The following is a 15,662-nucleotide window of genomic DNA, read 5'->3' on the forward strand; positions in this document are numbered from 1 at the left end:
ATGAGGGAAGTCCGCGAGGCCTTCCGCCGGTTCTGGCCGCTCACCCGCGGCGACCGCAAGTGGCTGCTGGCGATCATCGCGTGCGTCGTGGTGTCGGCGCTCGCCGAGACCGCCTCCATCCTGCTGTTCGCGCACCTCACCGACACCGCGCTCAAGGCCGGTTCGCTCGCCGCCTTCTGGGGACCGGCCGGTGCCTGGCTCGCCGTCGCCGCGCTCGGCGCGCTCGTCGGCTACTTCGGCAACTCGCTCGCCACCTGGACCGCCGAGAGATTCGTGCTCCGGCTGCGCGCCAAGGTGTTCCGCCATGTGCAGGACCTGCCACCCCACTTCTTCCAGCGGCATCGGCAGGGCGACCTGGTCGAGCGGCTCACCGGGGACGTCGAGGCCATCGAACAGATGGTGGTGTCGGGGGTCGTCGGTACCGTCTCCGCCGCCTTCTCGGCGGTCTTCTACTCCTGCGCCGCTCTCTGGCTGCGCTGGGACCTGGCCCTCGCCACCTTCGTCCTCGCGCCGCTGTTCCTGCTCGCCGCCCGCCGCTTCGCCGGGCGCGTCAGGAGCGCCTCCCAGGACGAGCGCGTCGCCGACGGCGCGATCACCTCGGTGGTGGAGGAGTCGCTCGGCAATGTGGTCCTCACCCAGGCCTACAACCGGCACCGGGACGAGGAACAGCGCCTCGACCGGGAGGCCCGTGCCTGGATGAAGGCCAGCGTCCGCGGGGCCCGGCTCAGTGAGATGTACGAGCAGTTCGTCGAGGTCGTCGAGACGATCTGCGTCCTCGCCGTCATCGGGCTCGGCGTGTGGGAGATCTCCGCCGACCGCATGACCCTCGGTCAGCTCCTCGCCTTCGCCGCCTTCATCGGCTACCTCTACCCACCCGTCCGCAACCTCGGCCAGCTCGGCCTCACCCTGACCGCCGCCACGGCCGGCGCCCAGCGCCTGGGCGAGATCCTCGACGCCGAACCCGCCGTCACCGACCCCGCCGAGCCCGTACGGGAGTGGCCGGTGCGCGGGTGGGTCAGCGTGCACGGCGCGAGCTTCGGCTACCCGGGCGCCGACCGCGCCTCCCTGCACGACGTCACCTTCACCGCCGCCCCCGGCGAACTCGTCCTGGTCACCGGCCCGAGCGGCGCCGGCAAGTCCACCCTCGCCAAGCTGCTGCTCCGCTTCTACGACCCCGCGTCCGGCGTGCTCTGCCTGGACGGCGTCCCGCTGACGGACGTACCGCTCGCGTTCCTGCGCGAGAACATCGCCCTGCTCCCCCAGGAGACCCTGATCCTGCACGGCACCGTCCGCGAGAACATCGCCTGCGGGCGCCCGGGCGCGACCCAGGAGGAGGTCGAGAAGGCCGCCGCGGCCGCCGCCGCCCACACCTTCGTCACCGAACTCCCCGACGGCTACGACACCGTCATCGCCCCCGGCACCGCCGCCCTCTCCGGCGGCCAGCTCAAGCGGATCGCCATCGCCCGCGCGATCCTGCGCGCCGCGCCCGTCCTGATCCTCGACGAGCCGACCGCCGGCCTGGACGCGGTGGCCGCGCGAAGGGTCGTACAACCGCTGCGGCACCTGATGTCCGGCCGTACGACCATCATGATCACGCACGATCTCAGCCTCGCCCCCGACGCCGACCGCATCCTCGTCGTGGACGGCGGGCGGCTGGTGGAGGAGGGCACGCACGACGAACTCGTCGGGCGGGGCGGGACGTACGCGCGGCTGGCGGGCGCCGGTCAGCAGGAAGTACGGCCCGCCGTGACTCCCGCCGGACTCCTCAGCGTGTAACCGAGCCCCCGCACGGTCTGGATGAGCCGCGGTTCGCCGCGGCTCTCCAGCTTGCGCCGCAGATACATGACGTACACGTCGAGGGTGTTGGAGGCCGGCTCGAAGTCGAAGCCCCACACCTCCTTGTGGATCTGCGCCCGGCTGAGCACCTTCGCCGGATGCCGCATGAGGTACTCGAGCAGCGAGAACTCGGTCCGGGTGAGGTCGACGGGGTGGCCGCCGCGGGTGACGGTACGGCTGCGCAGATCGATGGCGACGTCCTGGAACGACAGCTGCTCACCGGTTTTCGGCGGCACCACGCGCGGTCGGCTGCGGCGCAGCAGCGCGCGGACCCGGGCGAGGAGTTCCTCGGCGTCGAAGGGCTTGGCAAGGTAGTCGTCGGCGCCGTTGTCGAGGGCGACGATCCGGTCGCCGACCGCGTCCCGCCCGGTGATCATCAGGATCGGGACGGTGCTGCCGGAGGCCCGGATGCGCCGGGTGGCGGCCAGCCCGTCGAGCCCGGGCATGGTGACGTCCATCAGCACCAGGTCCGGGCCGCCCGCCATGAGTTCCAGGGCGGTGCGTCCGTCCCCGGCGAGGACGGTCTCGTACCCCTCGAACCGCAGCAGCCGCCCGAGCCCTTCCCTCACGGCCTCGTCGTCGTCGGCCAGCAGAATCTTCCGCGCCATCTGAACAAGGTGTGACGAGAGCCTGTGGCGGAGCTGGCAGAGCGATGGGTGTGGGCTTAAGGCTCCACGCGGCGCTTCCACACGGTGCTCTCCACGAAGAGCTCTCCACGCGGCTCTCGCCACAAGGCTCACGCGGCTCTAGTGAGGCCGCAGGGCGTGCAGGTCCGGCAGGTGGGCCTCGGTGACGTACGGCAGGGTGGTCTTCCGTCCCCGGACGTCGTGCAGGCGTATGAGCCGCCTCGGCGGGGAGGACTGCGTCTCCACGGCGAGGTCCCGGATGTCGTGCCACGCCCACGTCCGGGTCCGCGCCACCCCCACGACGGCCAACCCGTCCGCCCGCACCACCGTCCGCGTCCGCCACAGGGACAGCGCCCACACACCGTCGACGATCGCCAGGACCGTGATCAGGATCGCCGCGAGCCACTCCGGCACGTCGTTGATGACCACCTCCAGCACCCCGCACGCCAGCATCACCGCGATGAGCCCGAGCACCTTCAAGCGCGAGCGTCTGTCGGCGCGGTACTCCCGCAAGGTCACGTCCATGCCCCCCACTCCCTGACGGCTACTTGGCAGCCCACAGACCCAAGGTGTTCCGGTTGCCCTCGGCCGCCCGGCGCAGCGCGTCCGTCGACCCCAGCAGCCCGTACGGCAGATACCCGGACCGGACGCTGAGCTCCCACCCGTGCACCTGCACCGCGAGGCAGGCCAGGGTGAGGGCGCCGAGGGGGAGGAGGGAACGGGGCGCGGGATCACCGGCGTCGGCCTCGACGCTCTCCCGATACGCCACCAGCCGGGCCACCAGCGCCTCCTCGAAGGCGTCCTGGTCGTCGTCGAGGAGCACGCGGAGCAGCCGCTGGTCGGCGCTCAGCGCATCGCCGAGTTCGTCGAGCCGCCGGGCGGCCTCCGCGCGCTCGCCGGCGTCGGGCTTGCGCAGCGGGACGGTCGGCCAGTCGCGCGGGAGATGCCCGGCCGCCTCGGTGAGATAGAGGCACAGCGCGTCCATGGCCGCGAGGTCGGCGGGCGCGGAGACGGAGGTGTACGAGTTGTAGGGCACGCCGTCACGGATGGCGGGCGCGTAGTCGCCCCGCAGCAGCAGCCCGGTGACCCGCTCCCAGTCCCACACGTGCCCGCTGACGACGCACACCTCGAACATGTCGAGCCAGGTCCGCGCGGTGGGCGCCTCCCTGACGACGTCCCGGAAGGTGATCGGCCCGTCCCCGAACTCGTCGTCGTCGGGGTCCGTGCTGATCACCTCCCCGACCAGGGGGAACCGGATCTTCTGGTCCCCGTCCGGGAAGCACATGACGCTCAGCACTCCGTCCACACACTCCGCCGCGGTGACGGCGACCGCGCGCGCCTTGTCGTCGAGCCCTGGTTCCGCGATCGCGCGGGCGGCGACATGGTCGAGCAGCTCGTCCGCCATCGCCCGTATCCGTGCCGGGGACGCGCTGTCGTAACGCAACGAGTGCCAGCGCGCGTACGCCCGCCCGTGGATGTCGTCGAGCGCCTCGGCCAACCGCTGCTCACCGACCTGATGGCATGTCACGTCCCGCACGTGCCCCGTCCCTTCACGCATGTCACGACTGGACGAGGCACGTTAGCAACACGCACTGACAGCAGGCGTCGTCAGGAGGCGGTCGGCGTCCAGTCGCCCAGCCAGTCCGCGACCTCCTGGTTCGCGGCCTGCGCGTCGGTCAGCTGGGGCCGGTCGCTGCTCGCGGCACCCGATCCGGCGCCGGTGTTCTTGTACTCGGCGAACCGGTCGGCCTTCCAGGAGAAGCCGCTCATGTCGGTCCAGGGCGTGGACTTGATCGCGGAGCTCAGGCTGGTGTTCCTGACCGTGGTCTGCGGATCGAGGCTCGCGTCACCACCGGCGTGCCACGGCCGCCCGAGGTAGAAGCTCGCGGCCGAGACATCGCCGTTGACCGTGGAGTTGGCGATCAGGATGCCCTTGCGGTCGGCGGCCGTGCTGGGGGCGGTGACATAGCCGGCGGAGGTGCCGTTGTAGCGCTTCTTCAGCGTGATGACGGACTTGTCGATCACCGCGGTGGCCCGCCCGAAGATGAAGTCGACGTTGCCGATGACGTAGGAGTTGGTCATGTAGACGCGGCCCAGCTTCTCCTTCGCGGCCGTGTCCACCAGCAGCGTGTCCTGGTCGCCGCTGACGATGACGCCGTCCAGGAACACCTTGTCGGCGCTGGTCCGCAGGGCGACGGCCTGCTGCGCGATGTCGGTGTGGGCGGCCTCGTCGAAGTCGTTGGAGATGGTCAGGTTGCGCGCCTGGAAGTCGTCGGCCTCGACGGCGACGGTGGCGCTGCCGCCGGTGCCGTACGTCCCCGAACCGTCCGGCTTCGGCGTCCCCGAGGCGTTGTTGTAGACGATCACCGTGTCCTTACGGCTGCCGCCCGTGCCCTGGATGGTGACGTGCGGCTTGTTGGACGGCACCTTCACCAGCTCGCGGTACGTCCCCGGCTTGACCTGGATGACCACCCGGGAGGCGTTGTTGGCCGGTACGGCGTTCACCGCGGCCTGCACGGTCGTGTACTGCCCGCTGCCGTCCTTGGCGACGGTGAGGGTGGTGGCAGCGGCGGCCAGGGTGGACGTGGTGGTGCCGATCGAACTCCTCGGGCCGGCCCCGGACTTGAGCAGCGAGGGCACGTTGGCCGTCGCGTCGAGCGTGTACGCGTAGTAGCTCTTCGGATCGAAGGCGGTACCCCCGCTCTCGTTCCTCCCGCTCGTCCCGACGAAGGTGTTGCCCTTCTGGACGATGGTGGCGGTGCTGTCCTTGATGACGGGGTTGTTGATGCCCTGGAAGTAGGAGTTCTCGAGCACCATCTTGGTGGCGCCGCGCGAGTAGTTCCCGTACGACGACGTGATGTCGGTGCCCGCCACGTCCTCCAGGAAGTTGTTGTAGAGGTGCGCGTGGGCGGCGTTGTCGGTCGAGGGATTCCGCTGCTCGGTCTCCCGGATCCAGTTGTGGTGGATGGTGATGTCGGTGACGACGTTGTCGGTCCACCCGATGCCGAACGCCTTGTTGTCCTGGCTCATCTTGTTCCAGGACACGGTCACGTACGTGCTGTCCTTCCGCACGTCGATGAGCCCGTCGGCCATGTGCCGGAGGTCGTTGTGATCGATCCACACGTGGTGGGCGCCATCCATCTGGATGCCGTCGAAGTCATGCTCTTTGTCGTTCCACACGCCTTGATATGCGTCCCGGATGGTGAGGTTCCGGATGATGACGTTGTGGACGCCGCTGCCGAGGAAGAACCCGCCGCCGACGATGTGCCCGGAGGTCCCGGACCCGACGATGGTCTTGTTGGACTGGACCTTGATCTCTTTCCCGACCGGGTCCATGTTGATGGTCGCGGCGACGACGATGACGTAGGGCTCGGCGGCGGTCGCGTACTTCTCCAGATCGGCGAGCGTCCTGACGGTCACGATCTGCCCGTCCCGCCCGCCGTAAGTCCCGTTCTGCCCAAGGGCGTTGACGGAGGCGAACCCGTCGGCGGTGGCGGTGGCCCAGGCGGGTACGGCGGCGGTGGCGGCGGACGCGGTGCTCTGGGCGTCGTCACCGAAGACGGGGCTGTAGGCGAGCGCACCGGCCGCCGTCAGGGCGAGGGGGATACCGGCGACGAGAGCGGTCTTGCGCCGACGATGGCGGGGCTTGCTGCGGGTGTCGGTCATCCGTACGGCTTCCGTTCCGTGGGGGTGGGTGCGGGACGGAAGGGAGTTGCCACGCGGAGGGGAAAGGTTGCCGGGTGACTAGGGCGTCTCCGGGGGAGGCGTCGGTGCTCCCGGTAGGCGTACGGTTGCGATTGTGCCGCCGCCGTCCGCGTGGCCGAGGGTGACCTGGCCGCCGGCCTGCTCCACGGTGCGGGCGACGATGGACAGGCCGAGGCCGGAGCCGGGGAGGGCGCGGGCGCTGGGGGAGCGCCAGAAGCGGTCGAAGACGTGCGGGAGTTCGTCGGCGGGGATGCCGGGGCCGTGGTCGCGGACGGTGAGGACGCCGCCCTCCAGCCGTACGTCGATCGTGCCGCCGTCCGGGCTGAACTTCACGGCGTTGTCGAGGATGTTGACGACGGCGCGCTCCAACGCGGCGGGCTCCGCGCGCGAGAACCACGGCTCCAGGTGCGCGTTGATCGTCAACTCCGGCCCACGGAGCCGGGCTCGGCGGAGCGCCGACTCCACGGTGTCCTCCAGGGACACGACCTGTACGCGCTCGCCCCGCTGCCCCTCGGACCTGGACAGCTCCTGCAAGTCGCCGATCAGCGCGGCCAGTTCGGTCATCTGCGCCTTCACCGAGGCGAGCAGCGCCTTGCGGTCGGCCTCGGGGATGGGGCGGCCGGTCTCCTCGCTGCGGGTGAGGAGCTCGATGTTGGTGCGGAGTGAGGTGAGCGGGGTGCGCAGCTCGTGCCCGGCGTCCGCGATGAGCTGCTGCTGGAGTTCGCGGGAGCTGGCGAGGGAGGAGGTCATCGAGTTGAAGGAACGGGAGAGCCGGGCCACTTCGTCCTCGGCGTCGTCCTCGACGGGGATACGGACGCTGAGGTCCTCGGTACGGGCCACGTGCTCTACGGCTTCGGTGAGCTTGTCGACGGGACGAAGCCCGGCGCGGGCCACGGCGAGCCCGGCTGCGCCGGCACCGAGGACTCCGATGCCGGAGACGAGGAGGAGGACGAGGGAGAGGTCGTTGAGGGTGTTCTGGGTGCCCTTCAGGGGGACGGCGACGATGATCCCGATGTCGGGGCCGGCCTGTCCGGTGGGGGTCGTGGTGCCGCTCAGATAGCGCGTCATCACACGCACGCCGGTGCCGTCCTCGGCGGTGCCGTTCCGGAAGTAGACGTGGTTGGGTTCCGCCTTCGCGATCACGTTCTTGTCGGCCTGGGTCACCTTGATCGTGCCCGCCGAGTCGTTGACGACGCAGACCTTGCCGCTCTCCGTGACCACTTGGGTGTAGTCGCCGCGGGAGAAGAGGGTTCGCTGCGGAGTCTTGGAGCAGTTGTCGAGCGCGGACTGGGCCTGGTCGATCTGTTTGAGCTGCGCGGGGCCGCCTATGCCCTGCTGCAAGTCCTCATCCAGCTGGTCGTACAACTTCCCCTGCACGATGAACCAACAAGTCACCGAAACCGCCGCCACCGCGAACGCCACCGCCGCAGCCACCAGCAACGACAAGCGCGCCCGAATGGGCAGCGTCTGGAACCGGCGCAGAACCTTTCTCACTCCGCGCCGCCCTGTCGCAGCACATACCCCACGCCCCGCACCGTGTGCACGAGTCGAGGCTCGCCGCCCGCCTCCGTCTTGCGGCGCAGGTACATCACGTACACGTCCAGCGAGTTCGACGACGGCTCGAAGTCGAAGCCCCACACCGCCTTCAGGATCTGCTCACGCGTCAGCACCTGGCGCGGATGCGCCATGAACATCTCCAGCAGCGTGAACTCGGTACGGGTCAGTTCCACCGGCCGCCCGGCACGGGTGACCTCCCGCGTCGCGAGGTCCATGCGGAGGTCCGCGAAGGCCAGCGCCTCGTCCTCCACCACCGCACCCGCCCCGGCCGCGGCCGCCGCGTAGGAGCTGCGCCGCAGCAGCGCACGGACGCGCGCGAACAGCTCGTCCAACTCGAACGGCTTGACCAGGTAGTCGTCGGCGCCGGCGTCCAACCCCGTGACCCGGTCGCCCACCGTGTCCCGGGCCGTCAGCATCAGGATCGGCGTGGTGGTGCCCGCGCCCCGCATGCGGCGGGCGGCGGTGAGGCCGTCCATGCGGGGCATCTGGATGTCCAGGACCACCAGGTCCGGCTGGTACGCGGTCGCCTTCTCCAACGCGTCCGCGCCGTCGACCGCGACCTCCGTGTCGTAGCCCTCGAACGCGAGGCTGCGCTGGAGCGCTTCGCGCACCGCCGGCTCGTCGTCGACGATCAGGATGCGCTGGGGGTCACGGTCGCCATCGGCGGGGCTCATCGCTCGCGGTTCCTCGGGGTGCGGTGGGACGTGGGCGCCTTCAGCGTCGCACGTTTGCCGGCGGTGGGGTCAAGGACAAGGTCAAGCACGGGCCAGGTCAGGCCCGCACCTTGCGGCGCCGGGCGGTACGGCGGGCGGCCGCCGTCGAGATCTCCGGGGCCCGGACGACCACCGGTGCCGGCGCGTGCAGCTCGTACGCCACCTCAAGGGCCAGGGCGAGGCCGGCCGGGTCGGTACCGGCCGCCGTGTGGGAAACCTGCTTGATCATGACGTACTCCCTACGTACTCAGAAGTGGTTCAGCTGTCGCTGCCGCCGGCCCGCAGGGACGCCAGGTCGGACTTGACGGTGTTGATCGGGATGGCGAAGCCGAGGCCGACGCTGCCGGCGCTGGAGGAGGACGTGGAGTCCGCCGCCGAGTACATCGCCGAGTTGATCCCGATGATGTTGCCGTTCATGTCGATCAGCGCGCCGCCGGAGTTGCCGGGGTTCAGCGAGGCGTCCGTCTGGAGGGCCTTGTACGTCGTCGTCGACGAACCCGTGTCGCCGTTGAACTGCTGGCCGCCGAACTCGAACGGCCACCCGCCGCCCTGCTGCTGTTGCTGCTGGCCCTGGCTCTCGTCCGTCGAGACGGTCACGTCACGGTTCAGGGCGGAGACGATGCCGCTGGTCACCGTGCCGGTCAGGCCCTCGGGGGAGCCGATCGCCACGACCTCGTCGCCGACCTGGACGCCGTCGGAGTTGCCAAGGGTCGCGGGGGTGAGGCCGGAGGCGTTCTCCAGCTTGATCAGGGCGAGGTCCTTCTTGCTGTCGGTGCCGACGACCTTCGCCGTGTACTCCTTGCCGTCGCTCGTCGAGACCTTGATCGAGGAGGCGCCGGAGATGACGTGGTTGTTGGTGATGATCTCGCCGTCGCTGGTGATGATCACGCCGGAGCCGGTGGAGGAGCCGTTGCTGAGCGTCGCGTTGATCTCGACGATGCTCGGGCTGACCGCCTTGGCGACCCCGGAGACCGTGCCCTTGGCGGAGGACGGCACCACGTTGGTGCTGGTGCTGCTGGAGGCGACCGTGTCGTTGCCGGTCAGCTCCTGGATGCCGTACGCCGTACCGCCACCGATCGCCGCGGCGACGATCGCGACGGCGGCGAGGAGGGCGAAGGGACCGCGGGCGCGCTTCTTCGGAGCAGGCGCGGGGGCCGCCGGCACCGCGGTGAGGACGGCCGTGCCGCCACCGCCGCCGTTGCCGTCACCGCCGGCGACCTGAGGCTGCGCCGGCCACACCGTGGTCCCCGGCTCCACCGTCACCGGCTGCGGGGCGGGCGGCTGCGCCGGCGGGGGCGGCCACTCCGGGTTCACCGGGGAGGAGTTCGCGGGGGTGGCGGAGGCGTGCTGCTGGGCGCCCTGATACGGGTTCGTGTACTGCTCGTACTCGCCGTCGCGGCGGAAGCTCTCGGTCATGACACTGAGCTTGTCGCCCGACCATGAGAGCTCCCTGAGTGCTCCCTGAGAACGCCGCCAGAACCTCGTTCGCCCGATATAAAGCCGGTACTGGCCCCGGGCCGGGCTCTCTCAGACAACCCTCATAGAGGCCGGTGGGGCCTCATTCACAGCCGCAGGACCGTCGTACGACCAGCTTCGACGGGAACACCTTCAGCCGCTCCCGCCGCGACCCCGCCACCCGCAGCCCGTCGTCGAGCACGAGGTCCACCGCGGCCCGGGCCATCGCGGAGCGGTCGGACGCGATCGTTGTCATCGGCGGATCGGCGAGCGCGGCTTCCTTGATGTCGTCGAAGCCGATGACGGCCAGCTCGCCCGGCACGTCGATGCGCAGCTCGCGCGCCGCCCGCAGCAGGCCGATGGCCTGGTCGTCGGTCGAGCAGAAGATCGCGGGGGGCCGCTCGGGGCCCGACAGCAGTTGGAGCGCCACCTGGTAGGCGTCGTAGCGGTTGTACGGCGCCTCGAAGAGCCGTCCCTCGGTGGGGATGCCGGCCTCCTCCATCGCGCGCCGCCAGCCCTCGACGTGGTCGGAGACCGGGTCGCCGACGGCGGGGGTGTCCGCCGTACCGCCCATACAGGCGACGTAGGGGTAGCCGTGGCCCAGCAGGTGTTCCACGGCGCTCTTCGCGCCGGCGAGGTCGTCGAGGACGACGGCGACGTCGTCGATCGCCTCCGGCCGCTCGTGCAGCAGCACCACGCGCGCGTCCCAGGCCTCGATCTCGGCGGCGGCCAGGTCGCTCAGCGCGTGGCTGACGAGGATGAGGCCGGAGACCCGCATCCCGAGGAAGGCGCGCAGATAGTGGGTCTCGCGCTCGGCGACGTAGTCGGTGTTGCCGACCAGGACCATCTTTCCGCGCTCGGCCGCGGCCTGTTCGACCGCGTGCGCCATCTCGCCGAAGAACGGCTGACGGGCGTCCGGGATGATCAGGCCTATGAGGTCCGTGCGCCGGGACGCCATCGCCTGGGCGACCCGGTCGGGCCGGTACCCCAGCTCCTTGATCGCGGCGAGAACGCGCTCGCGCGTGGCCGGGGCGACCGGCCGGGGTCCGTTGTTGATGACGTAACTGACGACGGCAGTGGACGTCCCTGCCAGCCGCGCCACGTCATCTCGAGTCACCTTGGCCACGCGCGGAGTCTACGCGGATGGACCCGCTCTGGGCAGGGCGTAAGCCGTCTTCCCTGTGCTCCGCCTGAGCGACCCCTGTGCACGCCGGGCCCCGTCAGACGTCGGCGTTGACCTCGGCGGCGTCCAGAGCGGCCGTCTCGTCCGTCTCCTCCGCCTTTGGCCGGTCGCTCCTGGCCTTGGCGTCGTCCGTCGCGCGCTCGCCCTTCTCCGGAGTAACGAATCGATAACCGACGTTCCGGACGGTTCCGATCAGCGACTCGTGCTCGGGGCCGAGCTTGGCGCGCAGGCGTCGTACGTGCACGTCCACGGTCCGGGTGCCACCGAAGTAGTCGTAGCCCCAGACCTCTTGGAGCAGCTGCGCGCGCGTGAAGACGCGGCCCGGGTGCTGGGCCAGGTATTTGAGGAGCTCGAACTCCTTGAAGGTCAGGTCCAGGACCCGGCCCTTGAGCTTGGCGGAGTACGTCGCCTCGTCGACCGACAGATCGCCGTTACGGATCTCCATCGGGGAGTCGTCGTTGACGATCTGCTGCCGGCCCATCGCGAGCCGCAGCCGGGCCTCGACCTCGGCCGGACCGGCGGTGTCCAGCAGGACGTCGTCGATGCCCCAGTCGGCGGTGACGGCGGCGAGGCCGCCCTCGGTGACGACGAGGATGAGCGGACAGCCAGGGCCCGTGGAGCGCAGGAGCTGGCACAGGCTGCGGACCTGCGGGAGGTCGCGGCGGCCGTCGATGAGGATGACGTCGGCACCGGGGGTGTCGACGAGGGCGGGGCCTTCCGCCGGGGCCACGCGCACGTTGTGCAGGAGCAGGCCGAGAGCGGGAAGCACCTCCGTGGACGGCTGAAGTGCGTTGGTCAGGAGCAGCAGAGAACTCATACGGCTGGTTCCTCCTCGGTCCCGGCGAGGTCGTAGCTCTCGGATCTTTCGTATACAGACGATCCGAAAGCACAAAAGGACCCGGGGGCTGCATTGCCCGAGTCCTCTGTTCAGGAGAATAGCCCACATGCGCATTGATCCGGCAGGTCGTGTGGTGCGATCCACCGCTATTCCGCACTCTGAGACGAACAGAGGCACCCCTATACGGACGTTTCTGCACACCACCGACGGCGTGACGATCGATTCCGTATACGATCCGCCGGCCTTCGTATACGACGGCTCCGGTTCATCCGCGCGTGGCCTCGTGTTCGTCGTCGCGCACGGTTTCACCGGCGACGTGGATCGCCCTCACGTTCGACGGGTTGTGGAGGCGTTCACGCAGTACGGGGCCGTGGTCACGTTCTCCTTCCGCGGCCACGGGGCCTCCGGCGGGGCCTCGACGGTCGGGGACCGCGAGGTGCTCGATCTGGCCGCCGCGGTGGAGTGGGCGCGCTCGCTCGGGCACGCGCGCGTGGTGACCGTCGGGTTCTCGATGGGCGGCTCCGTGGTGCTGCGGCATGCGGCGCTGTACGGAGATGAGCACGAGGGGCGCACGGGTGCGCACACCGACGCGGTGGTTTCGGTGAGTGCTCCCGCTCGGTGGTACTACCGGGGTACGGCGCCTATGCGGAAGCTCCACTGGCTGGTAACGCGGCCCGAGGGGCGGCTGGTGGGGAGATACGGCTTCCGTACCCGCATCCACCACAAGGAGTGGGACCCGGTCCCGCTGTCCCCCGTGGAGGCCGTGCCGAGGATCGCGCCCACCCCTCTCCTCATCGTGCACGGCGACCGCGACGGCTACTTCCCCCTCGACCACCCCCGCATGCTCGCCGACGCCGCCCCCGACCACGCCGAACTCTGGCTGGAACACGGCATGGGCCACGCCGAGAACGCGGCCCCCGACGAGCTGCTGCGACGCATCGGGGACTGGGCCGTCTCACAGGAGAGCTAGCCTGACGGTGTTCAACACGGTCGAGTGAGGAAGCAGCGGAAGCAGATGCCAAAGGTCACGGTGCGCTACTGGGCCGCCGCGAAGGCCGCGGCCGGGGTCGCCGAGGAGGCGTACGACGCCGACACCCTCGCCGAGGCGCTGGACGCGGTGCGCGGGCGACACCCCGGTGAACTCACGCGCGTGCTGCAGCGATGCTCGTTCCTCATCGACGGTGACCCCGTGGGCACCCGCGGACATGAGACGGTACGGCTGGCCGACGGCGGCACGGTCGAGGTGCTCCCGCCGTTCGCAGGAGGGTGAGCGATGACGAACCAGCCGTACGAGCCGTACGAGGGGCAGCAGGGGCATCAAGGTCAGCAGGGGTACGACCCCTACTGGCAGCAGGCCTACGAGGACCCGCACGCCGCCCAGCAGTACACCCAGCAGTGGCAGGGGCAGACCTGGGAGACGCAGATGCAGGCGCCGGTCGCCCCTGCGGCGCCCGCTGCCGCGGACACGGCGTATCTGCCGCCGCAGGGGTACGAGGTCCCGCAGGGGTACGAGCCGCCGGTGTATCAGGAGCCCGTGCCCGTGTATGAGGAACCTGCTCCGGCTCCGGCCGCCGCTCCTTCTGGTGACTACGGTCCCGCCACCCTCGGCGGCAACTCTCGTGTCACCGACGCCCAGCGGGCCCGGCTCGAAGGGCGTTCGCCGATCATCGAGCCCGGGATGCAGCCCGCCGCCCTCACCGCGGTACTGGGGCTGCTGCTCTCGGGTGCGGCGGCCGTCGGGTCGTACGCCCTGCTCGTCCCGCTCGTCCTCCTCCAGGCCGTCACCGCCGCCGGCTGGTTCCGGCTGAACGGCATGTGGCCCGCCCGGCAGGGCATCGCGCTGGCGTTCCTCGGGGCGGTCGTCGCGGACGTGGCGCTGCTGGCCGCGGACCGGTCGCCCTCGGCGATCCTCGGCACGCTGGGGGTGTGGGTGCTGCTGTGCCTGGTGCTCCAGCTGCGCTCGCACGCCGACCCCGACGAGCGGATGTACGGCCTGATGGCGACCGTCGCCTCGTCGGCGCTGGCGATCGTGGCGGCGGGGTACCTCGCGGCGTCGGCGGACGCGGTGTCGGTGGGTGCGGCGTCGGTCGCGGTGGCGGTGCTGGCGCGGGCGTTGCCGTTGCCGACGCCTGCGTCGGTGGTCGTGTCGCTGCTGGCTGCTGCGGGGGCCGGTATCGCGGTGGGTGGGATGACCGGGCTGGGTGCGGAGGGTGCGCTGCTCGGGGCCGGCGCGGGGGTGTGCGCGCTCATCGGGCATCGGGTGGCCAGCTACGACTATCCCTCGCGGTTCGTGCACTTCACCGCGGGGGTCGCGCTGCCTTTGGCCGCTGCTGCTCCGGCTGTTTATGTGCTGGGGCGGGCGCTCGGGTAGTTCGCTTGCGGTGCGTTGTGGGGCGGGGCCGCGCCGGGGGGTGTCCGTCCTCGGAACGGCGCGGAATCGGTCACCTATAAAGGGCGGCCGTGTTGACGCGCCAACCGCTGCGGGCGGACACCCCCCGACACGTCCCCTCACGTTCGAACGCGGCTGCGGGTCCGCGGGGCCGCTGTCACAGGTGATCAACAGTTTCGCGGGGGGCGTTGGCCGCGGCGCTACGGTGGCTGGGAAGTAGACCGCCTAGGTGGGGGAACACCAAAGAATGCGCGCACTGCGAATACTGCTGATTGTTGTTGTCGTGCTGGGCGGGCTCTTCGTCATCGCCGACCGGGTTGCCGTGCACTTCGCCGAGGGGGAGGTCGCCGACAAGCTGCGCAGCAGCGAGAACCTCGCCAGTACGCCCGACGTGTCGATCAAGGGCTTTCCGTTTCTGACCCAGGTGGCCTCGGGGGAGCTGGACGACGCCGAGGTCGGGATCAAGGACTACGAGGCGGCCGCGGGGGCCTCGGGCGAGACCATCCGGATCGATGACATCAAGGCGAACTTCAAGGGTGTCTCGTTCTCGGGGGACTACAGCTCTGCGACCGCAGCCACGGCCAGTGGTACGGCGTCCATCTCCTACGACGAGCTGCTGAAGGCCGCCAAGTCGGAGCCGACGGAGATCTTCACCGGCGTGACCGCCGAGGTCGTCGGGCTGTCCGACGGGGGCAACGGGAAGATCAAGGTGAACGTCAAGGTCACGGCCCTGGGCCAGTCCCAGACCTACCCCGTGCTCAGTACGGTCACCGTCGACGGCGACACCGTGAAGGTGCACGCCGACAACCTGCCGAACCTGGTCGTCGAGGTCGCCGAGGGCAAGGTGCGGTCGATCACCGACTTCGAGCAGAAGATCGACGACCTGCCCGGCGGCATCCAGCTCGACAAGGTCGAGGCCGCGCAGGACGGTGTCGAGGTCACGGTGAAGGGTTCGAACGTCGAGCTGGCCGGGTAGGACCGCGTTCGGCGGACAGGGAGTGTCCGAGGGGCGAGACGGGCCGTCCGTCCATGTGGGTGTGAGGACGGCCACCGGCGTCCGGAACCCGTGCGAACACGGCCCGGGCGCTGATCCATTCCCACATCGCGGACGATCGCGTCTCAAAATACGACACACCGGTGACATGGCTGGTAGTCCGTCCCTACGATCGACGGCATGAAGCGACAGGCGGATCTCACAAAGCGGCGGGCAGTGGACCTGTGCCGCGTTGCCGCCATGCTCTGTCGCACTTTCTGAGCGGAAGCGCCGAGCGCCTTCCGCATCCCCCCCGCCCTGACCTTGGGCACCCGTGCGCCGCGGCCCCGTCGGCCCGCGCACCCACGTACTCGTACGCCCCGCCGC

At 70.2% G+C, this 15,662-nt stretch carries 16 protein-coding genes; 6 read left to right on the plus strand and 10 right to left on the minus strand.

From position 1 onward, the window contains the following. Entirely contained in the window at window positions 1-1,776 is a 1,776-nt protein-coding gene (locus tag IQ210_RS45500) for an ABC transporter ATP-binding protein (protein ID WP_194085128.1), read from the plus strand. On the opposite strand, the gene IQ210_RS45505 is transcribed toward IQ210_RS45500, so the two are convergent. The 10 genes from IQ210_RS45505 to IQ210_RS45550 form a co-directional block, all read right to left on the minus strand. Further along, a complete protein-coding gene (locus IQ210_RS45505) occupies window positions 1,725-2,444 on the minus strand; it encodes a response regulator transcription factor (RefSeq protein WP_194085129.1) in 720 nt (239 codons plus the stop codon). The genes IQ210_RS45500 and IQ210_RS45505 overlap by 52 nt on opposite strands. A gap of 138 nt (window positions 2,445-2,582) precedes the next feature. After that, window positions 2,583-2,987: a PH domain-containing protein gene (locus IQ210_RS45510; protein ID WP_194085130.1), complete on the minus strand. Its 405-nt coding sequence runs from the start codon at window positions 2,985-2,987 to the stop codon at window positions 2,583-2,585. 19 nt (window positions 2,988-3,006) lie between these two features. Further along, the gene (locus tag IQ210_RS45515) at window positions 3,007-3,999 is read right to left on the minus strand and encodes an immunity 49 family protein (protein WP_194085146.1); all 993 of its coding nucleotides are present in this window, start codon (window positions 3,997-3,999) and stop codon (window positions 3,007-3,009) included. Between the two features lie 71 nt (window positions 4,000-4,070). Then, window positions 4,071-6,128, minus strand: a complete 2,058-nt coding sequence (locus IQ210_RS45520; protein ID WP_194085131.1) for a pectinesterase family protein — start codon at window positions 6,126-6,128, stop codon at window positions 4,071-4,073. Between the two features lie 78 nt (window positions 6,129-6,206). Continuing rightward, the gene (locus IQ210_RS45525; protein WP_194085132.1) at window positions 6,207-7,661 is read right to left on the minus strand and encodes a sensor histidine kinase; all 1,455 of its coding nucleotides are present in this window, start codon (window positions 7,659-7,661) and stop codon (window positions 6,207-6,209) included. Next, window positions 7,658-8,398: a response regulator transcription factor gene (locus tag IQ210_RS45530; RefSeq protein WP_194085133.1), complete on the minus strand. Its 741-nt coding sequence runs from the start codon at window positions 8,396-8,398 to the stop codon at window positions 7,658-7,660. Before IQ210_RS45530 ends, IQ210_RS45525 begins: the two co-directional genes overlap by 4 nt. A gap of 97 nt (window positions 8,399-8,495) precedes the next feature. Continuing rightward, window positions 8,496-8,666, minus strand: coding sequence for a hypothetical protein (locus IQ210_RS45535; RefSeq protein WP_194085134.1), 171 nt, complete (start codon window positions 8,664-8,666; stop codon window positions 8,496-8,498). A 29-nt stretch (window positions 8,667-8,695) separates the two neighbouring features. After that, entirely contained in the window at window positions 8,696-9,853 is a 1,158-nt protein-coding gene (locus tag IQ210_RS45540) for a S1C family serine protease (RefSeq protein ID WP_194085135.1), read from the minus strand. Window positions 9,854-9,995: 142 nt separating this feature from the next. Next, entirely contained in the window at window positions 9,996-11,018 is a 1,023-nt protein-coding gene (locus tag IQ210_RS45545; protein ID WP_194085136.1) for a LacI family DNA-binding transcriptional regulator, read from the minus strand. A gap of 94 nt (window positions 11,019-11,112) precedes the next feature. Next, complete coding sequence (locus IQ210_RS45550; RefSeq protein WP_194085137.1) at window positions 11,113-11,892, minus strand: winged helix-turn-helix transcriptional regulator; 780 nt, start codon at window positions 11,890-11,892, stop codon at window positions 11,113-11,115. 127 nt (window positions 11,893-12,019) lie between these two features. Here IQ210_RS45550 and IQ210_RS45555 point away from each other — a divergent pair, with 127 nt between their 5' ends. The 5 genes from IQ210_RS45555 (at window position 12,020) to IQ210_RS48605 (ending at window position 15,557) form a co-directional block, all read left to right on the plus strand. Continuing rightward, window positions 12,020-12,883 carry an alpha/beta hydrolase gene (locus IQ210_RS45555; protein ID WP_194085138.1) on the plus strand — a complete coding sequence of 288 codons (864 nt, stop codon included), beginning with the start codon at window positions 12,020-12,022 and terminating at the stop codon, window positions 12,881-12,883. Window positions 12,884-12,928: 45 nt separating this feature from the next. After that, the gene (locus tag IQ210_RS45560) at window positions 12,929-13,183 is read left to right on the plus strand and encodes a MoaD/ThiS family protein (RefSeq protein ID WP_194085139.1); all 255 of its coding nucleotides are present in this window, start codon (window positions 12,929-12,931) and stop codon (window positions 13,181-13,183) included. 3 nt (window positions 13,184-13,186) lie between these two features. Further along, window positions 13,187-14,284, plus strand: coding sequence for a hypothetical protein (locus tag IQ210_RS45565; protein ID WP_194085140.1), 1,098 nt, complete (start codon window positions 13,187-13,189; stop codon window positions 14,282-14,284). Between the two features lie 265 nt (window positions 14,285-14,549). Next, window positions 14,550-15,278, plus strand: coding sequence for an LmeA family phospholipid-binding protein (locus IQ210_RS45570; RefSeq protein ID WP_194085141.1), 729 nt, complete (start codon window positions 14,550-14,552; stop codon window positions 15,276-15,278). A 198-nt stretch (window positions 15,279-15,476) separates the two neighbouring features. Next, on the plus strand, window positions 15,477-15,557 hold the full coding sequence (locus IQ210_RS48605) for a putative leader peptide (RefSeq protein WP_350310325.1): 81 nt from the start codon (window positions 15,477-15,479) through the stop codon (window positions 15,555-15,557). Window positions 15,558-15,662 lie beyond the last annotated feature (105 nt).

Origin of the sequence: Streptomyces justiciae (assembly GCF_015163075.1) — a bacterium.
In the GTDB taxonomy this organism is placed as follows: Bacteria; Actinomycetota; Actinomycetes; order Streptomycetales; family Streptomycetaceae; genus Streptomyces; species Streptomyces justiciae.